This window comes from Saccharothrix lopnurensis (genome assembly GCF_042658445.1).
In the GTDB taxonomy this organism is placed as follows: domain Bacteria; phylum Actinomycetota; class Actinomycetes; order Mycobacteriales; family Pseudonocardiaceae; genus Actinosynnema; species Actinosynnema lopnurensis.
In genome coordinates this window covers 248,025-263,634 of sequence record NZ_JBHSQO010000003.1, presented here as the reverse complement: position 1 = coordinate 263,634, position 15,610 = coordinate 248,025, and the positions used below count along the sequence as shown (strand labels likewise).

The 15,610-nt window shown below is 70.7% G+C and carries 17 protein-coding genes; all 17 read left to right on the top strand.

All coding sequences use genetic code 11. The annotated features are described in order from the left end of the window. Positions 1-101: 101 nt before the first annotated feature. On the top strand, positions 102-554 hold the full coding sequence (gene rpsP, locus ACFP3R_RS05005) for a 30S ribosomal protein S16 (RefSeq protein WP_380633262.1): 453 nt from the start codon (positions 102-104) through the stop codon (positions 552-554). After that, positions 551-790 carry an RNA-binding protein gene (locus ACFP3R_RS05000; RefSeq protein WP_015104447.1) on the top strand — a complete coding sequence of 80 codons (240 nt, stop codon included), beginning with the start codon at positions 551-553 and terminating at the stop codon, positions 788-790. The genes rpsP and ACFP3R_RS05000 overlap by 4 nt, the downstream gene beginning before the upstream one ends. A gap of 8 nt (positions 791-798) precedes the next feature. Further along, positions 799-1,317 (top strand): ribosome maturation factor RimM, encoded by a 519-nt coding sequence (gene rimM / locus ACFP3R_RS04995; protein WP_380633260.1) that lies wholly within the window; start codon positions 799-801, stop codon positions 1,315-1,317. Next, a complete protein-coding gene (trmD, locus tag ACFP3R_RS04990) occupies positions 1,307-2,059 on the top strand; it encodes a tRNA (guanosine(37)-N1)-methyltransferase TrmD (RefSeq protein WP_380633258.1) in 753 nt (250 codons plus the stop codon). The genes rimM and trmD overlap by 11 nt, the downstream gene beginning before the upstream one ends. A 148-nt stretch (positions 2,060-2,207) precedes the next feature. Continuing rightward, complete coding sequence (gene rplS / locus ACFP3R_RS04985) at positions 2,208-2,567, top strand: 50S ribosomal protein L19 (RefSeq protein ID WP_380633257.1); 360 nt, start codon at positions 2,208-2,210, stop codon at positions 2,565-2,567. Positions 2,568-2,601: 34 nt separating this feature from the next. Then, positions 2,602-3,504, top strand: a complete 903-nt coding sequence (gene lepB, locus ACFP3R_RS04980) for a signal peptidase I (protein ID WP_380633256.1) — start codon at positions 2,602-2,604, stop codon at positions 3,502-3,504. A gap of 16 nt (positions 3,505-3,520) precedes the next feature. Further along, a complete protein-coding gene (gene lepB / locus ACFP3R_RS04975) occupies positions 3,521-4,423 on the top strand; it encodes a signal peptidase I (RefSeq protein ID WP_380633254.1) in 903 nt (300 codons plus the stop codon). 54 nt (positions 4,424-4,477) lie between these two features. Next, entirely contained in the window at positions 4,478-5,227 is a 750-nt protein-coding gene (locus ACFP3R_RS04970) for a ribonuclease HII (protein ID WP_380633379.1), read from the top strand. Next, positions 5,227-5,550: a DUF2469 domain-containing protein gene (locus tag ACFP3R_RS04965; protein WP_015104440.1), complete on the top strand. Its 324-nt coding sequence runs from the start codon at positions 5,227-5,229 to the stop codon at positions 5,548-5,550. The genes ACFP3R_RS04970 and ACFP3R_RS04965 overlap by 1 nt, the downstream gene beginning before the upstream one ends. Before the next feature lie 541 nt (positions 5,551-6,091). Next, a complete protein-coding gene (locus ACFP3R_RS04960) occupies positions 6,092-6,445 on the top strand; it encodes a YraN family protein (protein WP_380633252.1) in 354 nt (117 codons plus the stop codon). Continuing rightward, positions 6,445-7,953 carry a YifB family Mg chelatase-like AAA ATPase gene (locus ACFP3R_RS04955; RefSeq protein ID WP_380633250.1) on the top strand — a complete coding sequence of 503 codons (1,509 nt, stop codon included), beginning with the start codon at positions 6,445-6,447 and terminating at the stop codon, positions 7,951-7,953. Before ACFP3R_RS04960 ends, ACFP3R_RS04955 begins: the two co-directional genes overlap by 1 nt. Before the next feature lie 390 nt (positions 7,954-8,343). Continuing rightward, complete coding sequence (locus tag ACFP3R_RS04950) at positions 8,344-8,826, top strand: DNA-processing protein DprA (protein WP_380633249.1); 483 nt, start codon at positions 8,344-8,346, stop codon at positions 8,824-8,826. 87 nt (positions 8,827-8,913) lie between these two features. Continuing rightward, entirely contained in the window at positions 8,914-10,347 is a 1,434-nt protein-coding gene (locus ACFP3R_RS04945; RefSeq protein ID WP_380633247.1) for a site-specific integrase, read from the top strand. 65 nt (positions 10,348-10,412) lie between these two features. Next, positions 10,413-12,251: a hypothetical protein gene (locus ACFP3R_RS04940; RefSeq protein ID WP_380633245.1), complete on the top strand. Its 1,839-nt coding sequence runs from the start codon at positions 10,413-10,415 to the stop codon at positions 12,249-12,251. Beyond that, positions 12,248-14,395: a hypothetical protein gene (locus ACFP3R_RS04935; protein ID WP_380633243.1), complete on the top strand. Its 2,148-nt coding sequence runs from the start codon at positions 12,248-12,250 to the stop codon at positions 14,393-14,395. The genes ACFP3R_RS04940 and ACFP3R_RS04935 overlap by 4 nt, the downstream gene beginning before the upstream one ends. A 5-nt stretch (positions 14,396-14,400) precedes the next feature. Then, positions 14,401-14,829 carry a hypothetical protein gene (locus tag ACFP3R_RS04930; RefSeq protein WP_380633241.1) on the top strand — a complete coding sequence of 143 codons (429 nt, stop codon included), beginning with the start codon at positions 14,401-14,403 and terminating at the stop codon, positions 14,827-14,829. 105 nt (positions 14,830-14,934) lie between these two features. Next, positions 14,935-15,597: a DNA-processing protein DprA gene (locus ACFP3R_RS04925; protein ID WP_380633377.1), complete on the top strand. Its 663-nt coding sequence runs from the start codon at positions 14,935-14,937 to the stop codon at positions 15,595-15,597. Positions 15,598-15,610 lie beyond the last annotated feature (13 nt).

The window sequence follows — 15,610 nt, the reverse complement described above, 5'->3', positions numbered from 1 at the left end:
GCCGTGGCGCCCCAGACACCTGGGCTTTCACCACCCGTGCCCCACTCGGGTGAGGACTGCCCAACCTGACGCACATCAGAGCACGAGGAGCACCCACACCCGTGGCCGTCAAGATCAAGCTTCAGCGGCTTGGCAAGATCCGTCAGCCGTACTACCGCATCGTCGTCGCCGACGCCCGCACCCGCCGCAGCGGCAAGGCCATCGAGACGATCGGCAAGTACCACCCGAAGGACGAGCCCTCGCTGATCGAGGTCAACACCGACCGGGCGCAGTACTGGCTGGGCGTCGGCGCGCTGCCGACCGAGCCGGTGCAGCGCCTGCTGGAGATCACCGGTGACTGGCAGAAGTTCAAGGGCCTGCCGGGCGCCGAGGGCACGCTGAAGGTCAAGGAGCCGAAGCCGAACAAGGCGGACCTGTTCGCCGCGGCGCTGGCCGCCGCCGGTGACGCGCCGACGACCGAGGCCACCACGCCCAAGAAGAAGTCCGCCAAGCGGGACGACGCCAAGAAGGCGGACGCCGAGCCCGCCGCCGAAGCCGCCAAGGACGAGGCGTGAGCTTGTTGGCTGACGCCCTCGAACACCTCGTTCGGGGCATCGTCGACCACCCGGACGACGTCCGGGTCAACCTGGTCACGACCCGGCGCGGGCGCACGCTGGAGGTCCACGTCCACCCGGACGACCTCGGCAAGGTGATCGGCCGGTCCGGCCGCACCGCGACCGCGCTGCGCACCGTGATGGCCGGTATCGGCGGTCGCGGCGTGCGGGTCGACGTGGTCGACACCGATCGCTGAGCGCGCTGGTGGACGTCGTCGTCGGCCGCGTGGCCAAGGCGCACGGCATCGGCGGCGAACTGGCCGTCGACCTGCGCACCGACCTGCCCGAGACCCGGTTCGCGCCGGGCTCGGTGCTGGCCGCCAAACTGCGTGACGGGACGTCCCGCAACCTCACCGTCGCAGCCGCCCGGAACCACTCCGGGCGGCTGCTGGTGCGTTTCGCGGAGGTCCTGACCCGCGACGTCGCCGAGACGTTGCGCGGCACGCTGCTGCTGGCCGGGACGGAGGACCTGCCGCCCACCGGCGACCCGGACGAGTTCTACGACCACGAGCTGGAGGGCCTGGTCGCCGAGCTGGCCGACGGCACGCGCGTCGGCACCGTCCGCGAGATCGTGCACGGGCCGGGGGGCGAGCTGCTGGTGATCGTGCGCGAGACCGGCGACGAGACCCTGGTCCCGTTCGTCCGGGAGATCGTCCCCGCGGTCGACGTCGCGGGCGGCCGGGTGGTGCTCGACCCCCCCGAGGGCCTGCTCGATGCGCGTTGACGTCGTCACGATCTTCCCCGAGTACCTCGACCCGCTGCGGGCCGCGCTGCTCGGCAAGGCGGTCGACCGGGGCCTGATCTCGGTCGGTGTGCACGACCTGCGCGACTGGACGCACGACGTGCACAAGGCCGTGGACGACAGCCCGTACGGCGGTGGTCCCGGCATGGTGATGAAGCCGCAGGTGTGGGGCGCGGCGCTGGACGCCGTCTGCACCGAGCGGACCCGCCTGGTCGTGCCCACGCCGGCCGGGCGGCCCTTCACCCAGGAGATGGCCCGCGAGCTGGCCGACGAGGAGCACCTGGTGTTCGCCTGCGGGCGGTACGAGGGCATCGACCAGCGGGTGGTCGACGACGCGTCCCGCCGGATGCGCGTGGACGAGGTCTCCATCGGCGACTACGTGCTGGTCGGCGGCGAGGTGGCGGTGCTGGTCGTGGTCGAGGCCGTGGCCCGGCTGCTGCCCGGCGTGCTGGGCAACCCGCGCTCCGCCGCCGAGGACTCGTTCTCCGACGGCCTGCTGGAGGGCCCCAGCTACACCCGCCCGGAGGTCTGGCGCGAGCTGGCCGTGCCGGAGGTGCTGCGCTCGGGCAACCACCGGCTGATCGACCGCTGGCGCCGCGACCAGGCGCTGCGCCGCACCTGGGAGCGCCGCCCCGAGCTGGTCGACGCGCTGCCCGACGAAGCCCTGGACAAGCACGACCGCAAGCTGCTCGACGAGCTCAGGTCAGGGGCGATTTCGTCCTGACCGGCCGCGTCTGGCACACTGGACAGGTTGCTGCACCCGGTTCACTCATCCGGCGTGCGCCGAGCCCGCCCCCGCGCGTGTGAAAACGTTGGCTGGACCGCGCCCCGGGGGAGTACGCAATACACGTGAGGACGAGGACGGACCACCGATGAACACCCTGGACGCTCTTGACGCCCAGTCGCTGCGCTCCGACATCCCGGACTTCCGGCCGGGCGACACGCTGAAGGTCCACGTCCGCGTCATCGAGGGCTCCCGCGAGCGGGTCCAGGTGTTCCAGGGCGTCGTGATCCGCCGCCAGGGCGGTGGCATCCGCGAGACCTTCACCGTCCGCAAGGTCTCCTTCGGCGTCGGCGTCGAGCGCACCTTCCCGGTGCACTCCCCGAACATCGCCGAGGTCGAGGTCGCCACCCGCGGCGACGTCCGCCGGGCGAAGCTGTACTACCTGCGCGAGCTGCGCGGCAAGGCGGCCAAGATCCGCGAGAAGCGCGACCCCAAGCCGGCCTCCTGACGGCAGGTTCACGCGGAACCAGTAGCCTGCCCACGTGGCAGATCCCGTGCACCGCTCCACTGACGAAGACGGTCAGGATCCCGCAGCCGAGTCCACTCCGGACGCGGCTGCGGGAAGCAAGCCCGCGGAGGGCAAGAAGAAGCCGCCGCTGTGGCGCGAGCTCCTCGTGCTCGGCGCGACGGCCCTCGTGCTCACCGTCCTGATCCAGACCTTCCTGGCGCGGGTGTACGTGATCCCGTCGCAGTCGATGGAGGAGACCCTCCACGGCTGTCCCGGCTGCAACAACGACCGGGTGCTGGTGGACAAGCTGGTCTACGACTTCACCGACATCGAGCCGGGCGAGGTCGTGGTGTTCCGCGGCCCCGAGTCGTGGGGCCAGAACGACTTCACCACCGAGGAGTCGGCCAACCCGGTGGTCCGGGGGCTGCACTCGGTGGCGTCCCTGGTCGGCCTGGCGCCGCCGAACGAGCGCGACTTCGTCAAGCGGGTCATCGCCGTCGGCGGGCAGACCGTGGAGTGCTGCGACGACCAGCACCGGGTCAAGGTCGACGGCAAGCCGCTGGACGAGCCGTACGTCTACTGGCAGCCCGGCACCTCGCCCGAGAACCACGAGCCGTTCGCGCCGGTCGAGGTGCCCGAGGGCCAGCTCTGGGTGATGGGTGACAACCGCACCAACTCCACCGACTCCCGCAAGCAGGGCGGTGGCGGCCTGGCGGGCACCGTGCCCGAGGACAACGTGATCGGCAAGGCGCGCGTGATCGTGCTGCCGCCGTCGCGCTGGCAGGGCATCGGCGACCACAACGCGCAGGCCGCGGCGATCGGCGCGCCCGCGTGGCAGAGCGCCGTCCCGGCGGGCGCGGGGCTGGCCGCGGCGTGGCCGCTCCTGTTCTTCACCCGGAAGGTGCGCAGGCGGTTGACCAGGGCCACACAGCCCTGATCGGTACGCTGGGCGGGTGGTAGACGTCGCACCGGGCCGGGGTCCCTCCGACGGGGAGGACCCCGAGCACGAGGAGAAGGTCGAGCGCTGGCGCGCGAGCACCCGCCGCAAGGCCGCGAAGAAGGGCTCCTTCTGGAAGGAGCTGCCCATCCTCGTCGGTGTGGCGGTCCTGCTGGCGGTGCTGATCCAGGCGTTCCTGGCGAAGGTCTACATGATCCCGTCGGAGTCGATGGAGCAGACGCTGCACGGCTGCACGGGCGAGTGCTTCGGCGACCGCGTGCTGGTCGACAAGCTCACCTACGACTTCACCGAGCCCGAGCCGGGTGACGTGGTGGTCTTCCACGGGCCGGACAGCTGGATCAACCAGGAGTTCACCGCCCCCGAGCCCACCGACCCGGTGTCCAGGGCGGTCCGGTTCGCGGGTTCGCTGCTGGGGTTCCCCACGGCGAACGAGGAGGACTTCGTCAAGCGGGTCGTCGCGGTCGGCGGGCAGACCGTGAAGTGCTGCGACGACCAGAACCGCGTGCTGGTGGACGGCCGGCCGCTGGACGAGCCGTACGTGTACCGGGCGCCCGGCCGCAGCACCGCGCAGGAGTCGTTCGCCGAGGTCAGGGTGCCCGAGGGGTTCCTGTTCGTGCTGGGTGACAACCGCAACGACTCGTGCGACTCGCGGTGCCAGGGTGGTGGCGGCGAGGCCGGGCTGGTGCCGGTGGACAACGTGGTGGGCAAGGCGCGGGTGGTCGTGCTGCCGCCGTCGCGCTGGCAGGGCGTGGGCGACCACGACCCGCAGGCGGTCGTGCTCGGCGCGCCCGCGTGGCAGGACGCCCTGCCGGCCGGTGCGGGCCTGGCGGCCGCGTGGCCCGTCCTGCTGGTCGGCAGGCGGGTGAGGGCGCGGCTGAGGCGCTCCGGGCTGGGATAGGGTCGGGGGGTGATCCGCAAGCCGCCCCGCGCGCAGGTTCGGCAGGCCGCGGGCATGTGGGCCTTCCAGGCCGCGCTGGACCGGCGCGGCCTCGGTCCCGTCGCGGGCGTGGACGAGGCCGGCCGCGGTGCCTGCGCGGGTCCCCTGGTCGTGGCGTCGTGCGTGCTCAGGACCGGTGACGCGGCGAGGTTCGAGGGCCTGACCGACTCCAAGCTCCTCACCGCGCCCGCCCGCGACCGGATGTACGACCTGCTGCTGGACCGGGCGCTGGACTACTCGGTGATCGTGGTCCCCGCCGCCGAGGTCGACCTCATCGGCGTGCACGTGGCGAACATCGAGGGGATGCGCCGGGCTGTCGCCCGATTGGGTGCACATCCCGGGTACGTGCTGACCGACGGCTTCCCCGTGCCGGGGCTCACCGCGCCGAACGTGCCGGTGGTCAAGGGCGACCGGGTGGCCGCGTGCGTGGCCGCCGCGTCGGTGCTGGCCAAGGTGACGCGCGACCGGATCATGACGGAGCTGCACGGGGAATTGCCGGTCTACGGGTTCGACGTGCACAAGGGCTACAGCACCGCCGACCACACGGCGGCGCTGCTGGAGCACGGGCCGAGTGCGCAACACCGCTGGTCGTATGCGAATGTGGCGGCTGCGGCTCGCAAGCACGGGCTGGAGCCGCCGCACCCGGTGGCGCGCGGCGCCGCGACCGCCGGTGTGGTCCAGAATGGAGCACCCCCGCGGTCCGGCGGTGGCAGGCTCGCGACGAGGAGGGGCGCGGATCAGATGAACACCCGCGCGGAGGCGTAATGAGTGCAGAGGATCTCGAGAAGTACGAGACCGAGATGGAGCTGTCGCTGTACAAGGAGTACCGCGACATCGTCAGCCAGTTCTCGTTCGTCGTGGAGACCGAGCGGCGGTTCTACCTGGCCAACTCGGTGGACGTGCAGGTCCGCAACGCGGACGGCGAGGTCTACTTCGAGGTGCGGATGTCCGACGCCTGGGTCTGGGACATGTACCGCCCGGCCCGGTTCGTGAAGAACGTCCGGGTCATCACCTTCAAGGACGTCAACGTCGAGGAGCTGGACAAGCCCGACCTCCGCTTGCCCGAGGACGGTCCGTTCAACTCCTGACACCGGTCACGTCGCAGGGGTCCGCCGTTCGGTGGGCCCCTGCGCGGCGTTGAGGAGTGCTCGCGGTGGTCCGGCCGGTTCGCCCAGGCCGGTTCTGCCGCTTTTGTGCCAGTCCGTCGCATCTCCACCACTTCACCGCATTCCGCCACCTCGGCCAGTCAGTGCCACCCCACCTCCCGCCTGCCACCCCTCGCCTGCCATCCCGGCCTGCCACCCCCCCGCCTGCTGCTCTGGCCTGCTGCTCTGGCCCGTTCCCGTTGCCCCGGCCCGTTCGCGTCCCGGGCCGGTTCGCCCCCCGGCCGTTCGCGCCCCCTGCCCCCTGCCCGCTCTCCGCCGCTCCGGCGCGTTCCCGCCACTCCACCCAGTCCCCGTCCAGTCCCCGCCCCGTTCCCGGCGTTGCGCCCCATTACCCCACCACCCCGACAATTCCGGTTTATCCATCACCCCCACCGCGAGTTGTCCACAGTTCACGAATCCCCCATGGCCCACCCCCACCCACCCCGGCAAGGTCGATCCCACGACCGACAACCGGGGAGGAACCATGAGCACCGCGACGGAGCTGGGCAAACGGGGTGAGGAAGCGGCCTGCCGCTACCTGGAGGGTCAGGGCCTGTCCGTCCTGGCGCGCAACTGGCGCTGCCCCGAGGGCGAACTGGACATCATCGCCACCGACGGCGACCGCCTGGTGGTGGTCGAGGTCAAGTGCCGCTCCGGCACATCCCGGGGCACGCCGCTGGAGGCGGTGGGGGAGACCAAGCTGGCCCGCGTCCGCCGGGCGGCCCTGCGCTGGCTGGCCGTGCAGCGGATCGGCCGCGTGGAGGTCCGCTACGACGTGGTCGCCATCGAGTGGCCGCCCACCGGGCGGGTCCACCTGCGCCACGTGCGGGGTGTGTGATGGCGCTCGCGCGAGCGTGGTCGGTCGCCCTGTTCGGTGTGGACGGCGTCCCCGTCGAGATCGAGGCCGACGTGGGTGTGGGCGTGGTGAACACCCAGCTGCTGGGCCTGCCGGACGCCGCCCTGCACGAGTCGAAGGACCGAGTCAAGGCGGCCGTGCGCAACAGCGGCCACGCCTGGCCGAGCCAGCGCGTGACCCTGGGCCTGTCCCCGGCCACCCTGCCGAAGAACGGCTCGGGCTACGACCTGGCCATCGCCTGCGTGGTGCTGGCGGCGGCGAGGGTCATCCCGGGCGAGGCCCTGGCCGGCACGGCGCTGCTGGGCGAACTGGCCCTGGACGGCCGCGTCCGAGCCATCAGGGGAGTGCTCCCCGCCCTGCTGGCCGCCCGCCGGGCGAACCTCACCCGCGTCGTCGTCCCCACCCCGTGCCTGCCGGAGGCGGGCCTGGTGTCCGGCCTGGCCGTGCACGGGGCGGAGACCCTCACCGAGGTGCTGGCCTGGCTCGCGAACCAGGGTTCCCTGCCGGTGGCGGGCGTGCCCGAGGCGATCGAGCCACCGCCGGGCCCGGACCTGGCCGACGTCATCGGGCAACCGGAGGCGAGGTGGGCCCTCGAAGTGGCGGCGGCGGGCGGTCACCACGTCCTGCTCACCGGCCCGCCGGGCACCGGCAAGACCATGCTGGCCCAGCGGCTGGCCGGCCTGCTCCCGCCGCTGTCCCCGGAGGAGGCCCTGGGCGTGACCGCGGTCCACTCGATCGCCGGCCTGCTCACCCCGGAGGCCCCGCTGGTCTCCACCCCGCCGTTCATCTCCCTGCACCACTCCACCTCCCCGGCGGCCCTGGTCGGCGGCGGGGCGGGCCTGGCCAAACCGGGAGCGGTGAGCCGGGCCCACCGGGGTGTGCTGTTCCTGGACGAGGCGTGCGAGTTCGGCGCCGCGAAGCTGGAGGCGCTGCGCACGGTCCTGGAGGAGGGCGAGGTGCGCCTGGCCAGGCGCGACGGCATAGCCCGCTACCCGGCGCGCTTCCAGCTGGTGATGGCCACCAACCCCTGCCCGTGCGCGCCACCGAAGGAGATCGACTGCGTCTGCCCGCCGGCAGCCCGCCGCCGCTACCGGGCCAGGCTCTCCGGCCCGCTCCTGGACCGGGTCGACCTGCGGGTGCCGATGCGCCCCCTGACCGCGATGGGTGCCGTGGACGTGCCACCGGAACCCACGGCGGCGGTCCGCGCGAGGGTCCACAAGGCAAGGACCAGGGCGGCGGAACGCTGGGCCGACCACGGCTGGCTCACCAACGCCGAGGTCCCGGGCCCGGCCCTGCGCAGGGAGTTCGCCCTGCCCCGCCCCACGACATCCATCCTCGACCGGGCCCTGTCCAGGGGCAGCCTGACGGGCCGGGGCGCCGACCGCTGCCTCCGCGTGGCCTGGACCCTGGCCGACCTGTCGGAGGAGAGCCACCCCACCGCGGACCACGTGGCAGCCGCCCTGGAGTTCCGCGAGCGGAGGAAGTCATGACCACCCACCGAACCTCCAGGCAACCCACCACCCCCAGCCCTGCCCCCATCCTCAGCCCTGCCACCACCCCCAGCCCTGCCACCACCCTGGCCACTGCCCGGGTTGTCCCTGCTCCCGCCAACCCTGCCTCCACCAGTCCTGCCCCCGCCTGCTCCGCCTCCACCGCCGCCGCCGGCCCCACCGACACCGGCCCCGCCTCCACCGGCCCCACCACCACTCGGGCCACTACCGCTGTTGCCGCCGCTCCCGTCACCGCCCGCCTCGCCCCTCTCACTCCGTCCACCACCGCCGTCCCTGCTCTTGCCCCACCCCTGCCATCCGCACCGCCGCGCCTTGCTCTCCCCCCAGTCCTCGCCGGGTTTTCAAGGGCTCCATCCGCAGGGGCCGGCGATGAACAGCGATGAGCTCCGGCTGGCCCGCGCCTACCTCTCCCGGGTGGCCGAACCGCCGGCGCTCGCCCTCACCGCCTTCGTCGCCGAGGTCGGTCCCGTCGAGGCCGCCGCCAGGGTCCGGGTCGGTGAGGTGCCCTCCGCCGTCGACGTCCAGACCTCCGCCCGCCGCGCCGAGGACCGGGCCGCGTTCGACCTCGACCTCGTCACCGAGGCCGGGGGTCGGTTGCTGATCCCCGAGGACGAGGAGTGGCCGAAATGGCCGTTCAACGCCCTGGCCATCGCCGCCGCCAACGGGCTGCGCTGCGGTCTCGAACCCCTCGCCCTCTGGGTGCGCGGCAGTCACGACCTCGCCGCGTTGACCCGGCGGGCCGTCGCGGTGGTGGGGAGTCGGGCGGCCTCCGACTACGGGCGGCACGTCGCCGGCGAGTTCGGCTTCGGCCTCGCGGGAGCCGGGGTCACCGTGGTCTCGGGCGCCGCATAGGGTCTCTATCCAGTCAACTGTTGTTGATGAAACGCCACCTCTAGGTTCTTGATCATGAGAGAGGGCTTGAAGCCTGGCCGGTGGGTGGTGTTCCACTACGACCTCAACCGCAGGTTCGACACCGTGGTCGGGGCCACTGATGTGGCTGTGACGGCCGCGCGGGATCTGGAGGCGCGGGGACGCAAGCACGGGCAGCCGTTCTTGATCTCGCCGTCGGGTCGGCCGGATGTGCGGGTGAACGCGTTCTTCTCCTCCCGGAAGATGCTCGGCAAGTCGCCTCTGACCTGGAGGAAGTACTCGTACTCGCTTGGGTTGTGGCTGAACTTCCTTGCTGTGCTGGAGCAGCAGTGGGACGCCGCGACGGAGGAGGACGCCCAGTACTTCAAGGAGTGGCGCATCACCGAAGAGTCCAACCTGAATCGGGTGGACTCCTCGACCTTCCGCGGGGACCTGGTCGCGCTGCGTAGTTTCTACAGGTGGGCGGCACCCAAGTTCGGAATCATCGACCCGGTCGCGCTGATCGACGACCACGACCTCATGCCGAGCGGGCCCCGGCAGAAGGACATCAAGTGGCTGGACCCGGCTGGCTATCGGCGCTGGCGCGATCTTGGTCTACGCGGACTGGATGTCGACGGCCGTCCCGATCCGGGATTCCGGGGCCGCAACGAGCAGCGTGACGCCGCGTTCGCCGAGGGCCTGTACGGCACCGGCCTTCGGCTGACCGAGTGGGCCAGCGTCCTGATCTGCGAACTCCCGGAAGACGATCCCGGTCGGGGCTATGCCACCCGGTGGCTGGCGAACGCCTGCGCGAAGGGCGGCTACGGGCACAAGTACTGGATGTCCCGGCGCACCTCGACGGAGGTGCTGTCGTACGTGGAAGGGGCTCGCGCACGAGTGGTGCGCCGCGCGCAGCACGCGGGTCGCTACGAACGCCTCCGGCGCGTGCGGCTCGTGCTGGGCGTCGACGGAGACCGCTTGGTGGTCATGGAGCCGGACGGCCGTCAGACGACGCCGGCGATCGACGCCATCGGCCCGGTCATGCGGCGCCGCCTGTTCTGCCGGACCCCGCAGGGCCTGGAGCCGATGGCGGTGTGGTTGAACGAGGACGGGCTGCCCCGTGTCCCGCATGGTTGGGAACACACCTTCGGCAACGCCAACGCCCGCATCGCCGGCTTGGGCTTTCCGGGCCTGCGGGCCACGCCGCACCACCTGCGGCACTCGTTCTGTCTGCGCTGGTACTCGATCGGCAAGCTGGTCTACGAGGCCAAGCTGGAGCACCTGGGCGAAACCGAGCGCAAGGACTTCCGCGAGCAGTTCGGCGACACCTGGGACCTGGTCGCCACGATGGTCGGACACCGGAACCCGCAGACGACCCGGGAGCACTACCTGGAACCGTTCCGGTCGCTGGACGTCGAGCTGCTGCTGCGCCACGCGGCCGACGCGAACCTGCCGGAGTTCCTGGCGGGCTTCCTGGCCCGGCATCCGAGGGTCCGCACCGACCCGGTGGGGGACGCCCGGTGAGTGGAGGTCGCGGCAGGCGCGCGTCGTTGCCGCCGGCGGGGTTCCGGCCACGGCAGCGTCTCGTCGTGGAGGAAGACAGGCTGGTGGTGCGGTTCGTGTCCGAGGACGGCAACAGCGATTCCAAGGACTTCGACTTCACCACGTTGCGCGTGCACCGGGAGCTTCAGGAGGCGTTCGCGGCGGCGTTCGCCTACCGGACCGGGCCTTCGTCGCCGCTCCGGTCGATCGGGTCCGCACGGCACACCTGGTCGGTTCTGACGAGTTTCGCGGAATACCTCGACGGACTCCTGCGTCCACCGCAGTCAGCGAGAGAGCTTGCAGAAACGCATGTCCGGGGGTGGGTGGAGCAGCGCTCGCGCATCGCCACCGCGTTGAAGGAGTTGGGAACCCTCAAGCTCTCGCTGCGCAAGGTGCCGGGAATTTCACCGGAATTCGCTGCGGCGATGACTCGGTCGCATCGACGGGCCAAGAGTGAGCCCATGATCAGCTATAGCCGTGACGAGTTCCGGCGGATCTTGACGGCCGCCCGATTCGACGTCCGTCGAGCAGCCGGCCGCATCCGAGCCAATCGCGAGCTGCTGGCCCGGTGGCGATCCGGTGAACTCGGTCCCGAACACGACCGGCACGAATGGCGCCTGGGGCGCCTGCTCGACCACATGGACCGCCACGCCGACATTCCGCGCTACGCCAACGGCGGCCACCAGCAGGCGTGGGTGGAGAAACTGGGCACGGTCGGCGAGCACGTCACCCGCCTGCACCTGGGAGCCCGTGACATCGCGGCGTTCGCGGTCCTGCTGACCGGACTGACGGGCGAGAACCCGAGCACGATCACCAAGGCACCGGCGGCGCACCATCGCCCCGACGGGTACTCGGGCGAGATCGCCTCGGCGATCGTCGAGCTGGACAAGCCCCGCCGTCAGTCCCGTCGCCACATGGACGTCGCGCTGACCGAACTGCCCGACTGGGCGGGTGTCCCGGCGGATCGGGAGCCGTCCTCCGAGAACGGTGATGACCTGCACTCGGCCTTCGGCGTCTACATGCTCCTGCACGACCTCGCCGGCCCCGCCCGAGACCTTCTGAACAGCCCGAACCTCTTCGCGTGGTGGGCCCTACGAAGCGGCAGGGGTGCTGCCCCCGGCCCGCGCACAAAGGTCTCCAGTGGGCACATCAAGGACTGGGCACAGAATCACGACCTGCCGTCGGACCGGCGCAGGAAAACCCGAATGCAGGAAAAGCCGGGCACGGAGGACGAGTCGACACAGCTTACAGTGACACTGAACCTGCTGCGGCACAGCTTCCTAGAGCTGAACCAGAAACCGGTCGCTCATTCAACGAAGACCTTGGCAAACAACTACCTGTTGCGTGAGCGCGGCAATCTGACCGAATACCAACAGGTCGTCGCGGACGTCCTGGAGAAGGAAGTCAAGAAGGCACAGACCCGATCGGCCCTGCCCATGTTGAGCACGGCCGAGGTCGAGCAGGCTCGTGTCGACCCCGCCGAGATCGCCGAACGGTACGGGCTGGACGCGGCGACGCTGAAGCGAATGCTGGACGGCGACCTGGACACGGTGGTGGCCGCGTGCAGTGACAACACCAACAGCCCGCACTCGCCACCCGGCACTCCGTGCCGGGCCTCGTTCATGCTGTGCCTGTCCTGCCCCTGCGCCCGAGCGCTGCCCCATCACCTTCCGGTCCAGGTCGCGGTGCACGACGCAGTCCAGGCGAAACAGGACTCCATGGCGCCACTGCGCTGGGCGGAACGCTTCGCCCTGCCGCACACGCAACTGGCCGATCTGCTCGACAGCGCAGGTCCGGCGGCCGTGACCGACGCCCGCAAGAGCATCACCGCCGACCAGAACGAGATCGTCGAGCGCTTCCTCAACCGAGAACTGGACCTGTCATGACAACGGCCCTGCGCGCCGCGGACTGCGAGTGTGTCCAACCAACCGACACCACGCCGGTCCTGCTGCACCGGGCCCTCGTGCCCGGCACGACAACACAGGGCCTGTCGGTCTTCGCCGATGACGTCTGGAACCTCACGCCGGCGGTGTTCGAGGTGCACGCCAAGGCCGTCAGCCTGAACTTCGCCACCCAGACGGAGACCTCCAGGAACATCGTCAAGCTCTACTTCTGGCACCTGATCAACCATGCGTCGCCCAACCCGCTCCGCCGCGCGAACACCGGCCGGCTCGCACCGGTCAGCCTTCCCGCAGCCCTGCGCCAGCTCACGGTCTTCGTCTCGTGGCTGGAAGCCCGCAACGTGCACGACTTCGACCAGGTCGGCCAGGCCCACCTCGACCGCTTCCTCGACGACGTCCGGGACACCGAGCACAGCATCGACACCAAGCAGTCCATCCTCACCGAGGTCCGACGACTGTGGTCCTACCGCGCGCTGCTTCCCGACTCGATGCGTCTGCCGCCGGAGCCGCCCTGGGACGGCGACGACCCTGCGGACCTGCTCGGCAGCCGCCGGACAAGCCGGGAGAACGCCACCGCGCGCATCCACCCCGACACCCTGCAACCGCTGCTGATGTGGTCGCTGCGGTTCCTCGACTTCGCCGAGGACATCACGGCGGCCTTCGCCGAGTACGAGCGCCTGATGCTGCGGGGCCACGGTTCCCACCGCCGACCCGATGCGGATCGACGGGACTCTCCCGGCACCGTGGGATGGCTCTGCCCGGCCGTCGAGGACTGGCTGGCGACCCTTCGCAGTCGGGGCGGGATGCTGCCCGGACATGAACTCCCCGACGGATCGCGGCAGGTGGCGTGGGACCACGTCAGCCGGATCTTCGACTGTGCCAACAACTTCCGCCCCGGCAGACGGGCCTACGACCTCATCGTGGACTCGGGACTCCCGATCGCACCCGGCGTCTGGCTGGACACGCCGATCACCGCACGAGTACACGGCAGACCGTGGCGGTCCGAGCCGATCTCCTACCGCGAGGCACCCAAGTTGGCGCGTCTTCTCCAAGCCGCCGCCTCCGTGGTGATCTTGTACCTGACCGGGATGCGGCCCGGGGAAATGCTCAACCTCGAACGCGGGTGCGTGACCTACGACCAGGCCACCAAGCTCTGGCAGATCACCGGCCAGCAGTGGAAAGGAGCTGTCGACGAGAACGGGGAGAAACGACCCGAAGGCACACCCCGCCCCGACCCCTGGACCACCGTCGAGGCCGTGGCCAGGGCAGTCGAGGTCATGGAACGGCTGCACCGCCACCCGATCCTGTTCCCGTCCCAGCTTCGAGCCCACGGCCAGAACAGAGGCCCCCGGCGACCCGACCGGCAACAGATCAAGGGGTGCACCGACACCTCGGCCGCCAACGCGATCGAGTGGCTGATCACCTGGTGCAACGACTACTGCGACCAACACGGCCTCGACAGCGAGCGCATCCCGGCCGACCCACGCGGAAGACTCACACTGCGCCGGTTCCGCCGCACGCTCGCCTGGCACATCGTGCGGCGCCCCCGCGGGTTGATCGCCGGGGCGATCCAGTACGGCCACCTGCACGTGAAGATCACTCTGGGATACGCGGGCACCTACGAGTCCGGGTTCCTCGACGACTACGCCTTCGAGGACTGGCTGCTGCGGCTCGAACAACTCGAAGCCCACGAAGAACGCCTGGTGGAGGGCGAGCACGTCAGCGGGCCGGCCGCCGAGACCTTCCGGCATCGTGTCCACGCCGCACACGCCAAGTTCGCAGGCCGTGTACTGACCAGTACCAGGCAAGCGCACGACCTGTTGGGCAACCCGCTGCTTCAGATCTTCCCCGGACGAGGGATGACCTGCGTCCTGGACACCAACAAAGCCCTCTGCCAGCTCACCGGCCCCGCCAACAGCACTCGGCGCACTCCTGACCAGGACGATTGCCGTCCGAAATGCCAGAACCTGGCGTTCACCGACGGGGACATCGCCGCACTCCAAGGCCGCGCCGACAGGCTGAGGGAGATCGTTTCCGATCCGCTCGCCCCTTCGTTGCGAACGGCACGAGACCGGCACGAACTCGACCGGGTCGAGAAGATCATCCGGCACCACCAGGCCGGAAGGTAGCGCCCATGGGACCGGCCACCGCAGCATGGCCACACGCTGAAACCGATCCTCACCGGCGTGCGCTGCTCGACGCGGCCGACCGACTCCTGGCCGGCACGCCCGTTCATTCCACCGGGCGACTGTCGATCGTCCAACTCGCGATCGAGGCCGAGGTCAAGTACTGGGTCGTCGCCCAGAAGCACACCGATCTGCGTGACCACTTCCAGAAGCTCGCCGCCGAGCCCAGGCACGTGACGACCGAGCCTGACCCGGTCGACGGGTACGCGCAACTGCGAAAAGACCACAACGAGCTACGGGACCACTGCCAGGGCTTGGAACAGCTCCTGGTCCTCTACGCCACCGCCATCAGCGAACTCACCCTGGAAAACGAGGCACTGCGGCAGCAGGCTGCTGAACGTGGAACAACAGTCACCCCGCTGGCCAGGCGTCGTTGAAGCATCCAAGGCCGCTGTTGACGTTCGGCAACGTCGAACTTGCTGGTCACTGTCGCTACCACACCGCTGGACCAACAGTCCCGAACGAGGTAGAGAACCTACGGCATCGACGGTGCGGCGCACCGGGGTGCTCTCGCCGCCGACGGCCCGACCATCGCGGTGCTGGCCTGCGGGGTGGACACGGCCTACCCGGCCGGTCACCGGGTGTTGATCGACCACATCGCCGCGCAGGGTCTGGTCGTGAGCGAGTACCCGCCCACCCACAGCCCGGCCCGCCACCGGTTCCTGACCCGGAACCGCCTCATCGCCGCGCTGTCGGAGGGGACCGTGGTCGTCGAGGCCGGGCGGCGCAGCGGGGCCAAGAACACGGCCGCGTCCACCTCGGCGCTCGGGCGGGTGCTCATGGCGGTGCCCGGTCCGGTCACCTCCGCCAGCTCGCTGGGGTGCCACGAACTGCTGCGGTCGGGGGAGGCGCTGCCGGTGACCAGCGTCGCGGAGGTGCTCGAATCGACCGGGCGGCTCGGCGTCGACCTGGTCGAGGCCACGCGGGACACCGGCACCGGTCCGCCGCAGGGCGACGCGATGCGGGTCTTCGAAGCCCTGGGGCTTTCGCTCGGGTACAGCCCCGAGGCGGTTTCGGTGGAGTCCGGCGTCGAGCTGAAGCGGGTGCGGGCGCTGCTGCCCCAATTGGAACTGGCCGGTCTCGCCGAGCGGACCGAGTCAGGTTGGAAGCGCTCCCAGGAGGCGACTTGGCGTGGCGATACTTGACCAAGTGCGCTTG

What these genes read in the sequence shown, in the direction of transcription:
- trmD (WP_380633258.1), top strand. Translation starts at nt 1,307, where the DNA reads ATGCGCGTTGACGTCGTCACGATCTTCCCCGAGTACCTCGACCCGCTG.
- rplS (WP_380633257.1), top strand. Translation starts at nt 2,208, where the DNA reads ATGAACACCCTGGACGCTCTTGACGCCCAGTCGCTGCGCTCCGACATC.
- ACFP3R_RS04970 (WP_380633379.1), top strand. Translation starts at nt 4,478, where the DNA reads ATGTGGGCCTTCCAGGCCGCGCTGGACCGGCGCGGCCTCGGTCCCGTC.
- ACFP3R_RS04965 (WP_015104440.1), top strand. Translation starts at nt 5,227, where the DNA reads ATGAGTGCAGAGGATCTCGAGAAGTACGAGACCGAGATGGAGCTGTCG.
- ACFP3R_RS04960 (WP_380633252.1), top strand. Translation starts at nt 6,092, where the DNA reads ATGAGCACCGCGACGGAGCTGGGCAAACGGGGTGAGGAAGCGGCCTGC.
- ACFP3R_RS04955 (WP_380633250.1), top strand. Translation starts at nt 6,445, where the DNA reads ATGGCGCTCGCGCGAGCGTGGTCGGTCGCCCTGTTCGGTGTGGACGGC.
- ACFP3R_RS04950 (WP_380633249.1), top strand. Translation starts at nt 8,344, where the DNA reads ATGAACAGCGATGAGCTCCGGCTGGCCCGCGCCTACCTCTCCCGGGTG.
- ACFP3R_RS04935 (WP_380633243.1), top strand. Translation starts at nt 12,248, where the DNA reads ATGACAACGGCCCTGCGCGCCGCGGACTGCGAGTGTGTCCAACCAACC.
- ACFP3R_RS04930 (WP_380633241.1), top strand. Translation starts at nt 14,401, where the DNA reads ATGGGACCGGCCACCGCAGCATGGCCACACGCTGAAACCGATCCTCAC.